The organism is Membranihabitans maritimus, assembly GCF_021729145.1.
Classification (GTDB): domain Bacteria; phylum Bacteroidota; class Bacteroidia; order Chitinophagales; family Saprospiraceae; genus Membranihabitans; species Membranihabitans maritimus.
Map to the genome: position 1 here is coordinate 118,817 of NZ_JAJSLW010000011.1, position 17,711 is coordinate 136,527.

The following is a 17,711-nucleotide window of genomic DNA, read 5'->3' on the forward strand; positions in this document are numbered from 1 at the left end:
CCTGAATATAATTGTAAACTAATTAACACCTTCTGTAGTTTGTGAGTCTTTTAGTATTTAAGGTGTGGCTTAAGGCTTATCGCTTTCATCTTCGGAAAACCACCCGGCATACTTTATATAATTATTTGAAATTCGGTCAATTTCACCGTTTTTGAGGTCATCTGAAACAGCTTTGATCTTGCGGGCGGGGATCCCGGCGTAGACATATCCGCTTTCACATACCATTTTGGCTGGGACTACGGCCCCGGCTCCGATTATACAATTTGATTGTACCACAGCGTGGTCCATAATTATGGCTCCCATACCCACTAAAACACTTGGGTGAATGTGGCAACCGTGGATGATAGCATTATGTCCTACGGATACATTATCTTCAATGACCGTTTTTGACCGCTCATAGGTACAATGGATTACTGCCCCATCCTGAATATTAACTTTTTTTCCGATTCGTATACTATTGACATCCCCTCTTATTATTGTCTGAAACCAAACACTGCATTGATCTCCCATCATGACATCGCCAATTATAGTTGCGTTTTCGGCTATAAAACAATCCTTTCCCCATACTGGGGTAAAGCCTCTTACCTTTTTAATGAGTGCCATATGGTTTTGCTTTTATCGGACTTACATCAAGTCCGGCCTTTCTTAAAAGATTTATAACACCCATTTCGCCAGGTAAATGGCCTGCTCCAACAGCTACAAAAGTGGGAGCATTAGACGTTAATTCAATTATCTTTGGAATCCAGTTTTGATTTCTCTTGTCCAACAATAAATCCTGATATTGCTGGGTAATCGTATCACCCTGTAAAATCATATTATAGATTTCATTGAGGTCTTGTCGAATGTAAGTGTCAAACAGAATATTATCGTCGTTATTTCCTTTTTTATTTGTTATGTCACTTGCTTCTACTGCATCAACCAATAAATCTGCTTGTTGCTGATAGGGAATACTATCGAAAATAGAAAGTTGGTATTCTATGGATTCCAATCCGAAAATGACTTGATCATAATCCCGGGTTTTTTCTATTAATTCCAATTCATACGATTTGATGTCTTCCTGATCAATATTGGAAATATCCATAGTTATAAATGTGTAAAGGAAAAAAGGTTTTAATTTTTCCATAAACACGAATGGAATTCCCATGTCACTGAAATAGTTTTCAATTTTGGTATATTCTTCTTCGGAAACAAGGTCCTTGATAGTTGTATTTTCTTTCATCAATGCCTGATCCATTATCGAAAATAAAGATGTGGCATCAAGGTCATTCATATTTATTTCGAAGGCAACTTGTTCTGTAGATTTAAATTTTTCTTCATAGATATCAGGCCAAAAATACATGTCTTTCGGGATCATATGGATAGTACCAAAAAGATAAGAACGGGAATCATTGTCGGGGTTTGTGATTTCCCATAACAAGGCGTCTTCTAGTTGTGGAGACGGTATATTCTGTTTCGGGGAACATGAAGTTAGAAATACGGCTAAGAAATACAGAACACTAAATGGAAGTATTTTTCTTGTCCACATAATTTGGATTTTCTGTCCATTGAAGATAGGTAATTAATTTGATATCAGTCTTTGTCTATTTTACTTAGCAAGGTATTTTTGACAATTTTTAATGTATATTTTTTCCATTCGGTAATATCGATCTTATACATCGTCATTCTGTTGTTTTGCGAGGCAGCTGATCGTAATTGACTAAAGCCCAGAATGATACTCCATATGGTCATATATAGTAAATTGGGTGATACCTGATTGTCAATGGAATGGTCTTTTTGTCCTCTCAAGATCTCTTCCTGAAAGATCGTAATTGGGATATTGTGAATATCCTTTATCTTTCTAAAATAAATAGAGGATTTCATAGCCTCAGTCAATTGGTTGGTCTTTTGATTTGAAGATCGGACCAATCGGGTGTAATTGAGGAATAATTCTAAATAAAATGGATTTTCTCCCAGGAAGTCAACATAAGCTTCTATGAGTTTAGTCGTGGCATCATATCCGGAATCAGATTGTGTATCGTAATGAATACTGTAAAAAAGGTCATTCATTTTTTGCATTCCCTTGTAGGTGATAGCCATGTACAAATTCTCCTTACTGTTGTAATAAAAGTAAACCAGTCCTTTGCTTATATTCAAAGCTTCGGCAATGTCTTCCATTTTAGTGTTTTCGTATCCTTTGGACGCGAATAGTTTTTCTGCTGAATTTAGAATTTGGATTTCTTTTTCTTCTCTTTTCGATAGAGCCATATGTTTGTTATAATAATTTATAAATTCAAGTATTCCGAGGTTTTCTAATTACTCCAGATCTTGATTAATTATCGAAGCGGTGCGTTCTGCAGCTCCCCCTAGTCCAAGTTTTTTTTCTAAGTGATTGTATTCCTCAAGTAAATCTTTAAGATATTTCTTTTCTTCAAATTTTTTGAGCTCTTTGTATAAGTTTTTTGATGTCAATTCATCTTGAATTAATTCTTCAATAATTTTTTTATTCATGATTAAATTAGCCAACCCAATAAATGGAACTTTAACCAATCTTTTTGCTATATGGTATGAAATAAGGTTCCCTTTGTAGCAAATTACTTCAGGGACTTTAAATAAAGCAGTTTCCAGGGTCGCGGTACCCGAAGCCACACAGGCCATATCTGCACGTTTTAATATTTCATAGGTCTTTCCTTCAATTATACGAACCCGACTACCATATTTGTGTGTCATGTCATTGTACAATGATAATGGCAAGTGGGATGATTTGGCTATTACAATTTCATGACTTGAAAATTTGTTTGCTGCCTCGAGTTGAACTGGTAATATTTTACGTACTTCTTGCTGGCGGCTTCCCGGTAAAAGTGCTATTACTTTTTGGCCATTTGAGAAAATGGAATCCGAGATAATCGAATTTTTAAAATCTTGAATAATATCTACCAATGGGTGGCCTACGTAGTGGACGTTACAACCATATTTTTCAAAAAATTCCTTTTCGAAAGGTAGAATACAAAAAAGCTTATCTACGTCCTTTTGTATTTTGTAAGCCCGGTTTGATTTCCATGCCCATGCCTGGGGAGCTATATAATAATAATTTTTAAATCCCAACCGTTTTGCCCAATTGGCAATTCTCATATTGAAACCTGGAAAATCAACATAGATTATTGCACTGGGATTGAATTGGGTAATGCATTCCTTTGCCAGGGCTATATTTTTAAAAATGGTTCTCAGGTTTGCAATTACTTCTGCAAATCCCATGAAAGAGAGCTTATCAATCTCCAGATCGAGATAAACCCCTTCGTTTTTCATTTTTTCACCACCAAAACCCCTGAATATAGCATTGGGGAATTGTTTTTTTAATGCTTTTACCAAGTGGGCTCCGTGAAGGTCACCGGAAGCTTCTCCCGCTATGACATAGAATTTCTTCATTATAGTATTTGGGTAGAAAAGTAAATTAACCAGGCAATAATATAAATAAAAGTGGGAATAGTAATTCCTCTTACGGTATTGAAAGCATACCGTTTTCTAAAATATTGTAACAATATTGCGTTGGAAGCAATACCTATCAGGCTTAAAGTCCGAAAGCGGAAACCTTCAGAAAACCCCTCTGTGGACACCAGATTCATGGAGGAAAATTCCTGGAATATAATATAAAGAACTAAAAAAGTTAAAAGGGGTAATAGTAGACCGCACAAAATACCAAACCCCATATTGTTGTATTTTTTATTCAGCATCAGACAATCCTTTCAGCGAATCGAATGCACCATAGTCGGTAAGGTCGAATTGGGCAGGAACTACAGAAACATAGCCTTCATCAAGGGCACGCGAATCCGTATTTTCACCTTTGTCATTATTTACTAATTGTCCGCTTAGCCAGTAATATTTCATTCCTCTTGGGTCAATCCCCGGTTGAAATTCTTCTACCCATCGGGCATTGGATTGCCGGCAAACTTTGATCCCTTTTATTTCAGTCTGGTTGATATTAGGTATGTTAACATTTAATAAAATAGGCTTTTGAGGATTTTTCTCAAGACCGAGCATGTATTTACTGATTTTTGTAGCAAATTTTCCGGGTATTGTGAAATCAGCCTCAAAGGAGAAATCGAGATAAGAAAATCCAATGCTGTGGATGCCTTCCATAGCCGCTTCCATAGCGGCAGACATCGTCCCGCTATATAATATATTGATAGAATGATTGGCTCCATGATTAATACCGGAAACACAAAGATCTATAGTTTTTTCTTTCAGTAAGACATTTTTAGCCCACTTGACACAGTCGACAGGTGTTCCACTGCATTCATAAGCTTCAATATCCCTGAATGGGTCGACTTTGTGTACCCGTATTGGTTCTCTCAATGTGATGGCATGTCCTTTCCCACTTTGTGGGGAATCAGGGGAAACCACAATTACCCTACCAAGAGTCCTTACAGATTCTACTAGAGCTCTCAGACCTGGCGCAAACATTCCGTCATCGTTGGTTACTAAAATAAGTGGTTTTTCATCCATAATTAATATTGAAGACTTTTATTTAAATTGCAAATGTACACAAACAATTCTTGCCAAAGGCATTCCGATTAACCTGATTTCAATCAGCAAGGAAGATTCAGAGTGCTTGAAAATAGTGAGGTTTACCTATGTCGTTTGAAATATTTGGTGCCCTTATGTGGTAGAAGGGTACTTTTGTTAGGGGGGATGGTATTAATAATGGGTAAATTTGTAATCCGGGAATGAATTTATGTCCTTCTTTACCTTGGTTTATCCCACATATCTACAGGAAAGTACCACCGAAATACGGTCTGGTTTTACGAATTACTTCCTTCCTCAATCTCACTTAATACCGCGACTTTAATAGATCTGATTTTTTATAACTTTGCTGCGACTGATTCCCTGTGTTTTTTATAGTTTAGCTGAAAATTGGAGAAATTAGCGTTTAAAAGGAAGTTAGATGGAAGAAATAAATCAAGTGGAGAAAAAAGCAAAAACGGGGGTTGCCCTGGTCAACTTAGGGACGCCGGATAGCACTCGAGTCTCAGATGTAAGGAAGTATCTCACACAATTTTTGTTAGATGCCAGGGTAATTGATATTCCCGAATGGAATCGGCAATTGTTGGTTAGGGGAAGTATAGCTCCTTTTCGTGCGCCAAAATCTGCTGCTGAATATAAAAAGTTGTGGACAGAGGAAGGGTCGCCAATTAAAATTTTTGGTTATGGCTTGCGGGATAAATTGCAGAAAAGATTAGGGGAGGAGTACGTAGTTTCGCTCGGAATGAGATATCAAAGTCCTTCAGTAGAAGAATCGTTGGATATGTTATTTAAAGAGAATGTATCACGAGTTATAGTCATTCCTTTGTTCCCTCAGTACGCCTCAGCCACAGTGGGTTCAGTAATTGAAGAAGTAATGAAAGTTGTGCGTTCAAATTTAACGTTCCCGCAATTGAATTTTGTCAATAAATTTTATGATCGGAAGGATTTTATTGATGCATGGACTTCAATTGGAAATAAATACGATCTGGAAAAATACGACAAGATTATTTTTAGTTATCATGGAATTCCCCAGCGGCAATTGTTCAAGGCAGATACTAATAATATCTGTAAGGCAAACGGCCATTGTTGCCAGGAGATTTCCGGAAAAAATCAATTTTGTTACTCCGCTCAGTGTTTTCATAATACCCGGTTGCTTATTAATAGTATGGGGCTGGATTCTGAAAAATGTATTACTACCTTCCAATCCAGGTTGGGGAGGTCTGAATGGACCCAACCATATACAGAAGCTACTGTAGAGCGCCTTGCGGTTGAAGGGTATAAAAAGGTACTGATTTTCAGTCCCGCATTTGTGGCAGATTGTCTGGAAACAACTGTAGAGTTGGGAATGGAATACCGGGATTTGTTCCTGGAAAATGGCGGAGAAGTATTTGATATGGTAGAGAGCCTGAATGTGGCTGAACCCTGGGTAGATGTATTGGAAAATATGGTTCGCGAGTATTAAAAATATATTCTTTTGGATTTTTTAAAATTTAAAAACAAGATAGATCTCAACCCCTTTCAGCCGCTGTATTTTTTATACGGGGAAGAGTCGTATTACATAGATGAGCTGTCCAAATATATTGTTGACAAGACAATAGACCCGGCAATGAAAGATTTTAATTTTTCCATTATTTACGGAAAGGATGCAGATTATAAGACCGTATTGGATGCGGTAGGGAGGTATCCAATGATGGCAGAGTACCAGGTCGTAGTATTGAGAGAAGCCCAACGGATGAGAGACTTTGCTGAATTACAATCTTATTTTGCCAATCCGCAAACAACGACTGTCTTTATAATTGAGTATAAGGACAAAATAGACAAGAGGTTGAAGCAATTTAAGTTATTGGCCAAACTGGACACTGCTTTTGAATCACAAAAGGTACGGGATTATCAAATTACTAAATGGATACTTTCTTATATCAAAGAGCATGGTTGGGAGATTAGCGTCCCCAATGCCCAGATGATGGCTGATCACCTCGGGACAGATCTCGGCAAGATCGTCAATGAAGTTAATAAGATGATGATCAATAAGGAAGATAACCAGACCATTGGTGCTGATGATATAGAAAAGTATATAGGAATAAGTAAGGAATATAATGTTTTTGAATTGCAAAGTGCTTTAGGGCATAGGGATTTGGAGAAAGTGACACGTATTGTTCGCCATATGACTGGCAATGAAAGGGATTTTCCTTTGGTGATGATAGTACCAGTTGTTCACAGTTATTTTACCAAAATTTATAAAATGCATTTTGTAAGGAATGCTTCTCCCCGGGAGAAAATGAAGGCTTTGGGACTTTCTCACGAGTTTTTCCTAAAGGAATTTGAAGTTGCCGCACGGAGTTATTCCATTCGTAGATGTGAGGAAATTTTACAAACGTTATTTACGTACGATTGCCGATCAAAAGGAATAGACAATCCTTCAGGAGAGAACGGGCAATTGGTCAAGGAATTGATGGTGAAAATAGTCAATTAATATTGTTCTTACCTCTTCCGTTCCTTTGAAATTTCCTCGTACCAAAAGAACTAACAGGGAGGACTTATTCAGACGTGAATATTGAGTTTTCAATTCTGTTTTGATACTATTTTAAAAAGAGCACTGGTAGTAAACGTTGGCCTTCCCAAATGTTCAATTTAAAAACTTGTCATGGAATTGTATCCGTCCATCATTTTCTTTGAATATTGGTTCCCTTGTATTCCAGTGGAATCAGTTAGTCGATAAACCCGGCATGAATCATGTGGGGAAGGAGAAAGCCTGTATTTCTGATTTTGGCTCAAATTGGATCCTTAATTAAACCTCGGAAGCGACGGGTTGAATTTCCCTCTCGTAATACAGTACCGACCTAATTTTGATTAGATAAATGATATTGTAGCTAATCGGGCTAGCATCAAGTAGAATTTTGGATTGACCTTTAAGTTTGTAAAGATCTATGTTTAAATGGGAGCATTTTCCTTTCGCAAGAAAACTGGTAAATAAATTTTTCCTCCAATTAGGCGTTAGTTTATATACCTTTCCTATCAACCCCAAAAAAATCAAGTTCCAAATTTTTTCTACACATAATTGTAGATTTTCCGATGTTCTAATACCATTTCCGGATGAGATACCGGACTAGTCATTTACTCCCACCCCGGGAAAAATGCATCTTTATAGTGACGAATTTTATAGAGATTCCCCTGACTGGGAAGGATTATTATAATATCGAATCTACAGGGGCCTGAGTGTTGGAATTGTTCTGTAAAATGACCGGCTGCAATGGCAAGATTTTCAATTTTGTCTTCGTCAATAGCATCAAGTGGATTACTAAATTTGTCAGTGCTCCTGTATTTGACTTCAACAAAAACGATGGTAGTATTGATTTTACAAATTATATCTACTTCGAGGGTACTGTGTCGCCAATTCGTAAAAAGCATTTTATACCCTTTTGTTCTTAGAAAGGCGACAGCGATTCGCTCACCTTTTTTACCTTTTTGATAATTATTTTTGAAATCCATTACAGGATTTTAATTTTCTTTTGAATTAAAATAAAAAAAATCAAATAAATTACGTAGGTTTTGAAAGTTTGATTGTTCTGAGTCTTTTTTATATTTAACCCTATAAAATAAATCATTGATGTTAGAGAAAATTAACCCAACCCGAACCAATAGCTGGTACAGACTTTCAGATCATTTTGACGAATTGAGGGATCGTTCTATTATTGAATTATTCAACGACCGAAGATTTGAGCAATATTCATTATCATTTGAGGATATGTTATTTGATTTTTCAAAGAACCTCGTGACTGATGAGACGATGGACCTTTTGAGGGCTTTAGCACGTGATTGCCAGTTGGAATCTTCAATAAAGGATATGTTTAGCGGTGAACACATTAATGAAACTGAAGACCGTGCTGTTTTGCATACAGCTTTAAGAATGCCGGAAGGAAGCCCTTTAACTGTTGACGGTGAGGATGTTAATAAGCAAATTTGGGAAGTCCTTCGTCAAATGGAGAAATTTGTAGGAGAACTGACGAGTGGAAGCTGGAAGGGATATAATGGAAATTCGATCAAAACAGTTGTAAACATTGGAATTGGGGGATCGGATTTGGGGGCTGTTATGGTCTATGAAGCACTGACTCCATATCATAGTACTGGTATTACTTGCCAATTTGTATCCAATGTGGATGGCAACCAGATTACTGAAGTTTTGAATTCGATAGATGCCGGGGAAACTTTATTTATTATTTCTTCTAAATCTTTTTCAACTATAGAAACGATGACCAATGCACATACTGCCAGGCAATGGTTGTTGGACCAGGGTGCTGGAGAAGAAGATATCAAGAAGCATTTTGTAGCTGTTTCTACTAATGAGCAAAAGGTAAAGGAGTTTGGTATTGATCCCAGGAATATGTTTGTTTTTTGGGATTGGGTAGGGGGTAGATATAGTGTGCCTTCCGCCATTGGACTTCCCGTAATGTGTGCTATTGGTTCAGAAAACTTTTTTGAGTTTTTGCAAGGATTACATGAAATGGACAATCATTTCAGAAATGCTCCTATGGAAAAAAATATTCCCATGACCATGGCACTGATTAGCATTTGGTATAATAATTTTTTTGGGGCTGAAACGGAAGCTATTATCCCGTATTATCAATACTTGCATCGATTTCCGGCCTATTTCCAGCAGGGAAATATGGAAAGCAATGGGAAAAGTATTGACAGGGCCGGTGGAAGAATCGGATATCAAACCGGGCCAGTAATTTGGGGTGAACCCGGAACAAATGGCCAACATGCATTTTTTCAATTAATTCATCAGGGGACAAAATTAATTCCCTGTGATTTTATTGGATTTGCCCAAAGCCACAATGAGACGGGAAATCACCATGATATACTGATGGCTAATTTCTTTGCTCAAACAGAAGCACTCATGGTTGGTAAATCCAGAGAAGAGGTGGCACTTGAGATGAAGATTGCCGGATCCAGTAAAGATGAGATCAAGGAACTGTCACCTTTTAAAGAATTTAGTGGTGACCGGCCTACAAATACATTTCTGCTTAAAAAACTAACCCCTCAATCATTGGGGTGGATGGTTTCAATGTATGAGCACAAAATATTTACCCAGGGAGTAATTTGGAATATTTACTCCTTTGACCAATGGGGTGTTGAACTCGGGAAAGAATTAGCGAGTAATATTTTAAAAGAATTGGAAGATGGGGAACCTACCGAAAACCATGATTCATCTACTAAGGGTTTGATCGAAAGATATAAGTCATGGCATCAGTAATGGGTGAATATCCTGTAAAGATCTTTAAAGGATGCGTCCAGCATTATGGATGGGGTGGTTATGATTTTATTCCCCAAATTATGGGTCGAGAGAATGCAGAAAGTGAGCCGTTTGCTGAGTTGTGGATGGGGGTTCATCCAGCATGTCCTTCGATTACCGAAGATGGAGAGTTATTAATTGATTTCCTTGAAAAAAATCCGGGATTCCTGGGTGGCTCCCATTTGGCGCTACCGTTTCTTTGTAAAGTTCTGGATGTTAGGGATATGTTGTCTATCCAATTACATCCGGATATTGAAAAGGCTCAATTGGGCTTTGATGATGAAAAAAGCAAGGGAATTCCCATAACAGCTTTTGAAAGGACTTATAAGGACCCGAATCACAAACCTGAATTAATGTATGCTTTAAGTGATTTTTACTTATTGCACGGTTTTAGGGAAGAGGGAGATTTGATAGGAATACTTTCAGAAAAGGATGCTCTCAGGTGGGTAAAAGATACAATTTCAGAGATGGGGTTGGAGAAGTTTTACTGTGAATTTATGCAAAAGGAGCAGGAGGAAATAAATGCCTTGTTGAATCCTTTGCTTGACGAGCTAGAAAAGTCAGCAGATACTTATACCAAGGATCATCCGGATTATTGGGCTTACAAAGCATTTCAAACGTTTTGCACCCCGGGTTGGATAGATAGGGGATTGCTTTCAATTTATCTATTGAATTTAGTTTATCTCAGAAAGGGAGAGGTTATTTTTCAGGGGGCGGGGATCCCACATGCATACCTGGAAGGGCAAAATGTAGAAGTAATGTCTAATTCTGATAATGTGATTCGCGGGGGATTGACAAAAAAGTATATAAATTATCAATCGCTAATAGAGCTTGTCAATTTTGAAGATAGGAGTATCTCACTATTGACTGGGTCAAATGAATTTCCTCATCTCAGGGAGTTTGAAAATTTTGTCCCGCCCGTTCGTGATTTTAAACTATCAGTTCTTCGTATTAGAGACGAAAATATTGATACTATTATCCGGACGGAAGGAATTGCAATATTATTTGTTTTGGAAGGTAAAGTAGAGCTTGAAGCCATGAAAAGAACTTCTATACTATCGGCCGGTGAGGGAGCTTTATTGGCTGCAAAATCTGAGATCGCTATTAAGTTTGCATCGGCAAAGAAGATTTTTCTGGTTTCGACTAATTAAAATGAGTATAAATTAGCAGAGGTCTTTTGTACGATGTCAAGTTGAGTGATAGTTGTATAAAGAGCTGTCTCCCTTGTGTTTACTGAATGGTATTAAAAAAAAAGCCAAGTTCGAAGAAGAACTTGACTCTGTGAATGAAAAAACCTAAAAGAACCTAAACTAGAATTTTTATATCGTGTTGATATTTTTATTTTGTATTACATATTTCTTTAATATGTTTCTATTACAAATATAGTATGATGGTTTTATATATTCAAATTTTTTGTAATATATATTCATAATTTTTTTGTTAAAATTTTCAATTTCCTTTTTGAGGGTAAAATATTTGATAGAACAATTCATATATGACAGTGTTTTTTAGTATATTTTATCGAGAAAGGTTGCAATTTTAATTGAATTGGCATCAATTTGTGTCAATTCATAAAATTGGCTTTATTTTTTAAAGAGTATCAAAATCAGTTAAATATTATTAACAGGTATCCAATTCTTTACCTATATTATTAATATATTTGCTATTTGATATTTTTGAATCTGTATAAACATCATGATGGATGAAAGGTATGAAACAAAGTGAACAGGGATTATATAGACCGCAGATGGAAAAGGATTCTTGCGGAACAGGTTTAATTGCTAATTTAAAAGGGAATAAGACACATCAATTAGTTTTGGATGCGTTGTCTATGCTCAGTAATATGGAGCATAGGGGAGCTATCGGGGCAGATCCTGGAACAGGTGATGGTGCGGGGATACTCCTTCAGAATCCACATGATTTCTTTGTTAAAAAGTGTAAGGAACTTTCGATTGATCTACCCGAATTTGGACAATACGGTGTCGGAATGTTGTTTTTTCCGAGGGATAAAAATCTAAGAGAGCAATGTAGGGTATTATTTAATGACTATATAGATGAAGCCGGGTTTGAGCTGTTGGGGTATCGAAAAGTACCGGTAGATAATGAAATGATCGGTGAAGGCTCGAAAAGTGTGGAGCCAAGAATCGAACAGGTATTTGTAAAACCCAAAGATTACATTGATCCGAAAACCCTCGAACGAAAATTGTACATATTACGGAAGTTTACCGGTCATAATATATGGCAAACTTACCCGCAGACGATGGATGAGTTTTATATTTGTTCATTGTCTTATAAGACAATAATTTATAAAGGGCAGTTAACTACTTTTCAGGTAAAGCAATATTTCCTGGACTTATCTGATTCTGATTTTAAATCAGCAATAGCGCTTATCCATTCCAGGTTCTCAACAAATACAATCCCTAAATGGAGGTTGGCGCAACCTTTTAGATACATTGCCCATAATGGTGAAATCAATACAATACAAGGTAATATTAATTGGTGGCAAGCACGGGAGCAAATTCTGGAATCAAATGTCTTTTCCGAAAATGAATTAGATAAAATGAAGCCGATTATTTGGGCTGGTCTTTCAGATTCGGGTTCTTTTGATAATGTGTTGGAATTTTTAGTACTTAATGGATATTCTTTGCCACATGCATTAATGTTGATGATTCCGGAAGCCTGGGAACACGATCCCCATGTAGATGATTATAAGAAAGCATTTTACGAATATAGTTCGCAATTAATGGAGCCATGGGATGGTCCTGCATCTATTTGTTTTACTGATGGGATATTGGTAGGGGCGACACTGGACAGAAATGGTCTGAGGCCTTCAAGATATTGTCTTACAGAAGACGATACTTTAGTGGTTGCGTCTGAAGCTGGTGCTTTGCAAATAGATCCGGCAAAAGTTGTGTACAAAGGACGGCTGCAACCTGGGAAAATGTTGATTGCCGATATGGAGGTAAAGAAGATTATCGGTGATGATGAACTCAAGAAAATAATTTGTAAAAGATTACCTTACAGGGATTGGTTGGACGCTAATACCATTAACCTTGAAGAATTAAATCAGCATATCCCCGGATATGTGGAATTTGATTCGAAAACACTATTGAGAAAGCAAAAGTTACACGGTCTCACGAGGGAAGATATAAACTTCTTGTTGGAACCGATGATACACTCAAAAAAAGATCCAATAGGATCTATGGGGGCAGATATTCCGTTGGCTGTATTGTCAAGTCGGGCACAGCACATTTCCAATTATTTTAAACAGTTATTTGCACAGGTAACAAACCCCCCTATAGATTCAATTCGGGAGAGATCGGTTATGTCTCTTAAGGCAAAACTGGGAAAAAGTGGAAATGTTTTACAACCCTCAGAAGAACTGGCCAAGTTTATTCGGTTAAAATCTCCGGTTTTGACCAATGATGAATTTAATAAGATAAAATATATAAATCACCCTGACCATAAAGTCGGGGTAGTGGATATCGTTTACAAAGCAGATAAGCAGAAGGGAAGGCTGGAAGCGGCCCTTGATCATATTTGTGCAGTAGCCGAAGACTTAGTTCGTAATAATTGCGATATAATAATTTTAAGTGATCGAAACGGAGACTCCTTTTTGGCTCCCATTCCATCACTTTTAGCAGCAGGGGCCATCCATCATCATTTGATTGATAAGGGGCTAAGGACCTTGACCTCATTGGTGGTAGAAGCAGGAGATGTTCGAGAAACTCACCATTTTGCAACGTTGATCGGATTTGGAGTGGATGCTATTAATCCATATTTGACTTACGCTTGCCTTGCTGATTTATACAAAGAAGGAAAATTTGGAGAATTGGCGTCACTTGATGCAGTAATTAAAGTATATAATGCTGCCGTTGAAAAAGGATTGCTTAAAATCATGTCCAAGATCGGTATTTCTACTGTCCAGAGTTATCAGGGAGCAAAAATATTTGAAATACTCGGATTAAATCACAGAGTTGTTTCGAAATGTTTCAGCGGAACCGTTAGTAGAATTGAAGGTATCGGATTTGATGAGCTTTCAAATGAAATATTGAAGTGGCACTCAATGGCGTATCCTTCATCAGCTATTGTGCATAAAGGATTGGATGAAGGGGGGATTTATCAATGGAAGCAGAGAGGAGAGAAGCATTTATTCAATCCCCAGACTATTCATCTACTTCAAACTTCTACCCGTAAAGGAGACTATAAAATATTTAAAAAGTATTCAAGTCTGATTAATGATCAGAGTGAACAGGCAATGACATTAAGAGGGTTATTGGATTTTAGGAAAGGAAGTCCTATCGCCATCGATGAAGTAGAGCCGGTTGAAAATATATTGAAAAGGTTTGCCACGGGTGCTATGTCCTTTGGTAGTATTAGTTTTGAAGCACATACTACCCTGGCGATAGCCATGAATCGAATCGGGGGTAAAAGTAATAGTGGAGAAGGTGGTGAAGACGAAATTAGATATGAACCTGATGAGAATGGAGACTCTATGAAGTCTGCAACCAAACAGGTTGCTTCCGGACGTTTTGGAGTGACAAGTCACTATCTAAGCAATGCGATTGAGATCCAAATTAAGATGGCCCAGGGTGCCAAGCCCGGTGAAGGGGGGCAGTTGCCGGGGCACAAAGTTGATAAGTGGATTGCACGAGTTCGTCATTCTACACCTGGTGTAGGTTTAATTTCACCTCCTCCGCACCATGATATTTATAGTATTGAGGATTTGGCCCAGCTAATTTATGATCTCAAGAATGCTAATCCGGAGGCCAGGATCAATGTTAAATTAGTATCTAAGGCGGGTGTGGGGATTATTGCATCCGGGGTGACAAAGGCCCATGCAGATGCGATTTTAATATCCGGTCATGATGGTGGTACAGGTGCTTCTCCTTTAACTTCCATTTCTTATGCAGGGCTTCCATGGGAGTTGGGGCTTGCCGAGTCGCATCAAACCTTGGTGAAGAATAAGTTAAGGAATCGTGTGGTCCTTCAAACGGATGGTCAAATCAGGACCGGAAGGGATTTGGCAATAGCTACTTTGTTAGGTGCAGAAGAATGGGGTATTGCTACAGCGGCACTTGTAGTTGAGGGATGTATTATGATGCGAAAATGTCATTTGAATACTTGTCCGGTAGGGATAGCCACGCAGGATCCTGAATTAAGGAAACGTTTTACCGGAGATCCGGAACACGTGATCAATTTCTTTACATTCCTGGCGATGGAATTGAGAGAGATAATGGCTCAACTTGGTTTCAGAACCGTAAATGAAATGGTCGGAAAAGTAGAATTACTTAAAACTCAAAAGGAGATCAATCACTGGAAATATAAAAACCTTGACTTAAGTCCCATATTATATAAAGAGCCTGTTGATGAAGAAACAGGACAGTATAAGCAGGTGGAGCAAGACCATGGTTTGGAAAATGTACTTGACCGGAAGTTGATCGAACATGCAAAAGTAGCTTTGGAATCCGGAGGTAAAAAGATTAGTGGAGAATTTAGGATTCAGAATACGGATCGGGCTACCGGTGCGATGTTGAGTAATCAGATATCATTAAAATTCGGCCAGAAGGGATTGCCGGACGGTACTATCGATTATCGGTTCAGAGGGTCTGCAGGTCAAAGTTTTGGAGCCTTTTCGGCCAATGGATTATTATTTAGACTTGAAGGGGAGTCTAATGACTATTTTGGTAAAGGTCTATCAGGAGCTATTTTAGTAGCTACTCCTGACCGTGAGGCAGTATTTAATCCTTCGGAAAATATCATTATAGGAAATGTAGCCTTATACGGGGCAACATCTGGAGAAGCTTATATACACGGGATGGCGGGAGAACGTTTTGCTGTTCGAAACTCAGGAGTAAAAGCAGTGGTTGAAGGAGTAGGGGATCACGGATGTGAATATATGACGGGAGGAATTGTGCTCAATCTTGGGTCCTGGGGTAAAAACTTTGCCGCTGGAATGAGTGGTGGGATGGCATTTATTTACGATATCGATAACACATTCCATGAAACATGTAATTTGGAAATGGTGGACCTGGATCGTCCGACAGGTGATGATTTGGGGGAAGTTCGACAGTTGATTAGGAACCATTTCAACTACACCTCCAGTCAAAAAGCATTGGAATTGCTTCAGAATTGGGATCGATTGAAAAAACACTTTATTAAAGTAATGCCAAAAGATCTCAAGCGCGTTATACAAATGAATGAAACGGAAAAAATTACAGAAAAAGTAGCAGTAAGCTAAAACATAAATTTATGGCAGATCCAAAAGGTTTTTTAAAATATACCAGAGAACTTCCAGAGAAGGAAGATCCAAAAAAGAGAATAGATCATTACGACGAGTTTTATAAAGAATTTGATTACGAAAAAACCAATCAGCAAGCAGCACGTTGTATGGATTGCGGAATTCCCTTTTGTCATAGCGGGTGCCCGCTGGGAAATATTATTCCGGATTTCAATGATGCTGTTTACAAGGAAAATTGGAAAGAGGCATATGAGATACTGTCTTCTACCAATAACTTTCCGGAATTTACAGGAAGAATTTGTCCTGCACCTTGTGAGACCGCATGTGTTTTAGGTATTAATCAACCTCCTGTAGCTATTGAACATATTGAAAAAAGCATTGCAGAAGAGGCCTTTAAAAGAGGATTTGTGCGTCCGGTTCCTCCGGTCGTGAGAACGGATCACAAAGTAGCAGTGGTCGGCAGTGGACCTGCTGGGTTAGCAGCCGCAGCTCAGCTCAATAGAGCAGGACATACGGTTACTGTTTTGGAAAGAAATGATGAGGTCGGAGGATTATTGCGGTATGGAATTCCGGATTTTAAACTGGAAAAGAAAATAGTTGAGCGTCGTATAAGAGTTATGGAGTCGGAGGGGATTAAATTCCAAACCAACGCTTACGTTGGTAGAAATGTTCCAGTATCTGAACTGAAGGAAAACTTTGACGCAATTGTTATGGCAGGTGGGTCCACAATACCTAGGGACCTGGGGATCCCCGGACGTGAATTAAAAGGTGTTCATTTTGCAATGGATTTTTTGGAGCAGAATAATCGAAGGGTAAGTGGTAAAGAGATTAAAAGTGAAGAAATTCATGCAAAGGACAAAAATGTGGTGGTCATTGGCGGTGGTGATACCGGATCGGATTGTGTAGGAACTTCGAATCGACACAGGGCGAAATCTATTACACAAATTGAATTATTAAGTAAACCTCCCGAAGAGCGGCACGAATCTACTCCATGGCCTCAATGGCCTATGCAACTGAGGACTTCAACCTCTCATGAAGAGGGATGTGATCGGCATTGGGCCATACTGACAAAACGTTTTGTCGGTGATGATAAAGGGAATCTGAAAGGGGTTGAATTAGTTGATATTGAATGGAAAATTAATCCCGATACCGGGAAAAGTGAGTTTGTAGAAATAGAGGGGTCTGCCAGGGAGATACCTTGCGAATTGGCACTTTTGGCTATTGGGTTTATTCATCCTGAGCATAAAGGAATGTTAGATGATCTTGGGGTGGAATATGATCCCAGAGGGAATGTATTGGCTGAGAATTATCAATCTTCTGTTGATGGAATATTTGTTGCTGGTGACATGCGCAGAGGGCAAAGCCTGGTCGTGTGGGCTATTTCTGAAGGTAGGGAAGCTGCGTTGGCTGTTGATGAATATTTGATGGGATTTTCTAATCTGGAAAGTAAAAATAAGGCAGGAGCTGCAGTTGTATAACTGTGAGTAATTAAATAATAATATATATTTCAATGGAAGCTGAGGGTAAGAATTTACTCTCAGCTTTTTTTGTTAATTTTCTTAACAATCCAATAATCTTGTATTTAATCTGTTTAAAATGGATAAGATAATAATGCCAAACAGACTATAATTTGTTTGCTGCGCATAGATGTGGTACACTTTATAATCTCTTTGTAAAGGT

General features: G+C 38.1%; 12 protein-coding genes. 6 read left to right on the top strand and 6 right to left on the bottom strand.

The window, feature by feature from the left end; genetic code table 11:
• Positions 1 to 69: 69 nt before the first annotated feature.
• The 5 genes from LVD47_RS14420 to surE form a co-directional block, all read right to left on the bottom strand.
• Entirely contained in the window at positions 70 to 603 is a 534-nt protein-coding gene (locus LVD47_RS14420; RefSeq protein ID WP_236977922.1) for a gamma carbonic anhydrase family protein, read from the bottom strand.
• Entirely contained in the window at positions 590 to 1,525 is a 936-nt protein-coding gene (locus LVD47_RS14425; RefSeq protein WP_236977924.1) for a TraB/GumN family protein, read from the bottom strand. Before LVD47_RS14425 ends, LVD47_RS14420 begins: the two co-directional genes overlap by 14 nt.
• 44 nt (positions 1,526 to 1,569) lie before the next feature.
• Positions 1,570 to 2,244 (bottom strand): TetR/AcrR family transcriptional regulator, encoded by a 675-nt coding sequence (locus LVD47_RS14430; protein WP_236977926.1) that lies wholly within the window; start codon positions 2,242 to 2,244, stop codon positions 1,570 to 1,572.
• A gap of 48 nt (positions 2,245 to 2,292) precedes the next feature.
• On the bottom strand, positions 2,293 to 3,402 hold the full coding sequence (gene lpxB / locus LVD47_RS14435) for a lipid-A-disaccharide synthase (protein ID WP_236977928.1): 1,110 nt from the start codon (positions 3,400 to 3,402) through the stop codon (positions 2,293 to 2,295).
• Positions 3,403 to 3,696: 294 nt separating this feature from the next.
• Complete coding sequence (gene surE, locus LVD47_RS14440) at positions 3,697 to 4,479, bottom strand: 5'/3'-nucleotidase SurE (protein WP_236977930.1); 783 nt, start codon at positions 4,477 to 4,479, stop codon at positions 3,697 to 3,699.
• 439 nt (positions 4,480 to 4,918) lie between these two features.
• Here surE and hemH point away from each other — a divergent pair, with 439 nt between their 5' ends.
• The gene (gene hemH / locus LVD47_RS14445) at positions 4,919 to 5,959 is read left to right on the top strand and encodes a ferrochelatase (protein ID WP_236977938.1); all 1,041 of its coding nucleotides are present in this window, start codon (positions 4,919 to 4,921) and stop codon (positions 5,957 to 5,959) included.
• A 12-nt stretch (positions 5,960 to 5,971) separates the two neighbouring features.
• Positions 5,972 to 6,970: a DNA polymerase III subunit delta gene (gene holA, locus LVD47_RS14450; protein ID WP_236977946.1), complete on the top strand. Its 999-nt coding sequence runs from the start codon at positions 5,972 to 5,974 to the stop codon at positions 6,968 to 6,970.
• A gap of 641 nt (positions 6,971 to 7,611) precedes the next feature.
• On the opposite strand, the gene LVD47_RS14455 is transcribed toward holA, so the two are convergent.
• Positions 7,612 to 7,986 carry a YraN family protein gene (locus LVD47_RS14455; protein ID WP_236977948.1) on the bottom strand — a complete coding sequence of 125 codons (375 nt, stop codon included), beginning with the start codon at positions 7,984 to 7,986 and terminating at the stop codon, positions 7,612 to 7,614.
• A 118-nt stretch (positions 7,987 to 8,104) separates the two neighbouring features.
• On the opposite strand from LVD47_RS14455, the gene pgi reads away from it, so the two are divergent.
• From pgi to LVD47_RS14475, 4 genes are all read left to right on the top strand, one after another.
• A complete protein-coding gene (gene pgi / locus LVD47_RS14460; RefSeq protein ID WP_236977950.1) occupies positions 8,105 to 9,751 on the top strand; it encodes a glucose-6-phosphate isomerase in 1,647 nt (548 codons plus the stop codon).
• Entirely contained in the window at positions 9,739 to 10,941 is a 1,203-nt protein-coding gene (manA, locus tag LVD47_RS14465) for a mannose-6-phosphate isomerase, class I (protein WP_236977952.1), read from the top strand. Before pgi ends, manA begins: the two co-directional genes overlap by 13 nt.
• 551 nt (positions 10,942 to 11,492) lie before the next feature.
• Positions 11,493 to 16,031 carry a glutamate synthase large subunit gene (gene gltB, locus LVD47_RS14470; protein WP_236977954.1) on the top strand — a complete coding sequence of 1,513 codons (4,539 nt, stop codon included), beginning with the start codon at positions 11,493 to 11,495 and terminating at the stop codon, positions 16,029 to 16,031.
• An 11-nt stretch (positions 16,032 to 16,042) separates the two neighbouring features.
• The gene (locus LVD47_RS14475; protein WP_236977956.1) at positions 16,043 to 17,509 is read left to right on the top strand and encodes a glutamate synthase subunit beta; all 1,467 of its coding nucleotides are present in this window, start codon (positions 16,043 to 16,045) and stop codon (positions 17,507 to 17,509) included.
• Positions 17,510 to 17,711: the final 202 nt, after the last annotated feature.

What these genes read in the sequence shown, in the direction of transcription:
- LVD47_RS14420 (WP_236977922.1), bottom strand. Translation starts at nt 603, where the DNA reads ATGGCACTCATTAAAAAGGTAAGAGGCTTTACCCCAGTATGGGGAAAG.
- LVD47_RS14425 (WP_236977924.1), bottom strand. Translation starts at nt 1,525, where the DNA reads ATGTGGACAAGAAAAATACTTCCATTTAGTGTTCTGTATTTCTTAGCC.
- LVD47_RS14430 (WP_236977926.1), bottom strand. Translation starts at nt 2,244, where the DNA reads ATGGCTCTATCGAAAAGAGAAGAAAAAGAAATCCAAATTCTAAATTCA.
- lpxB (WP_236977928.1), bottom strand. Translation starts at nt 3,402, where the DNA reads ATGAAGAAATTCTATGTCATAGCGGGAGAAGCTTCCGGTGACCTTCAC.
- surE (WP_236977930.1), bottom strand. Translation starts at nt 4,479, where the DNA reads ATGGATGAAAAACCACTTATTTTAGTAACCAACGATGACGGAATGTTT.
- hemH (WP_236977938.1), top strand. Translation starts at nt 4,919, where the DNA reads ATGGAAGAAATAAATCAAGTGGAGAAAAAAGCAAAAACGGGGGTTGCC.
- LVD47_RS14455 (WP_236977948.1), bottom strand. Translation starts at nt 7,986, where the DNA reads ATGGATTTCAAAAATAATTATCAAAAAGGTAAAAAAGGTGAGCGAATC.
- pgi (WP_236977950.1), top strand. Translation starts at nt 8,105, where the DNA reads ATGTTAGAGAAAATTAACCCAACCCGAACCAATAGCTGGTACAGACTT.
- manA (WP_236977952.1), top strand. Translation starts at nt 9,739, where the DNA reads ATGGCATCAGTAATGGGTGAATATCCTGTAAAGATCTTTAAAGGATGC.
- gltB (WP_236977954.1), top strand. Translation starts at nt 11,493, where the DNA reads ATGAAAGGTATGAAACAAAGTGAACAGGGATTATATAGACCGCAGATG.
- LVD47_RS14475 (WP_236977956.1), top strand. Translation starts at nt 16,043, where the DNA reads ATGGCAGATCCAAAAGGTTTTTTAAAATATACCAGAGAACTTCCAGAG.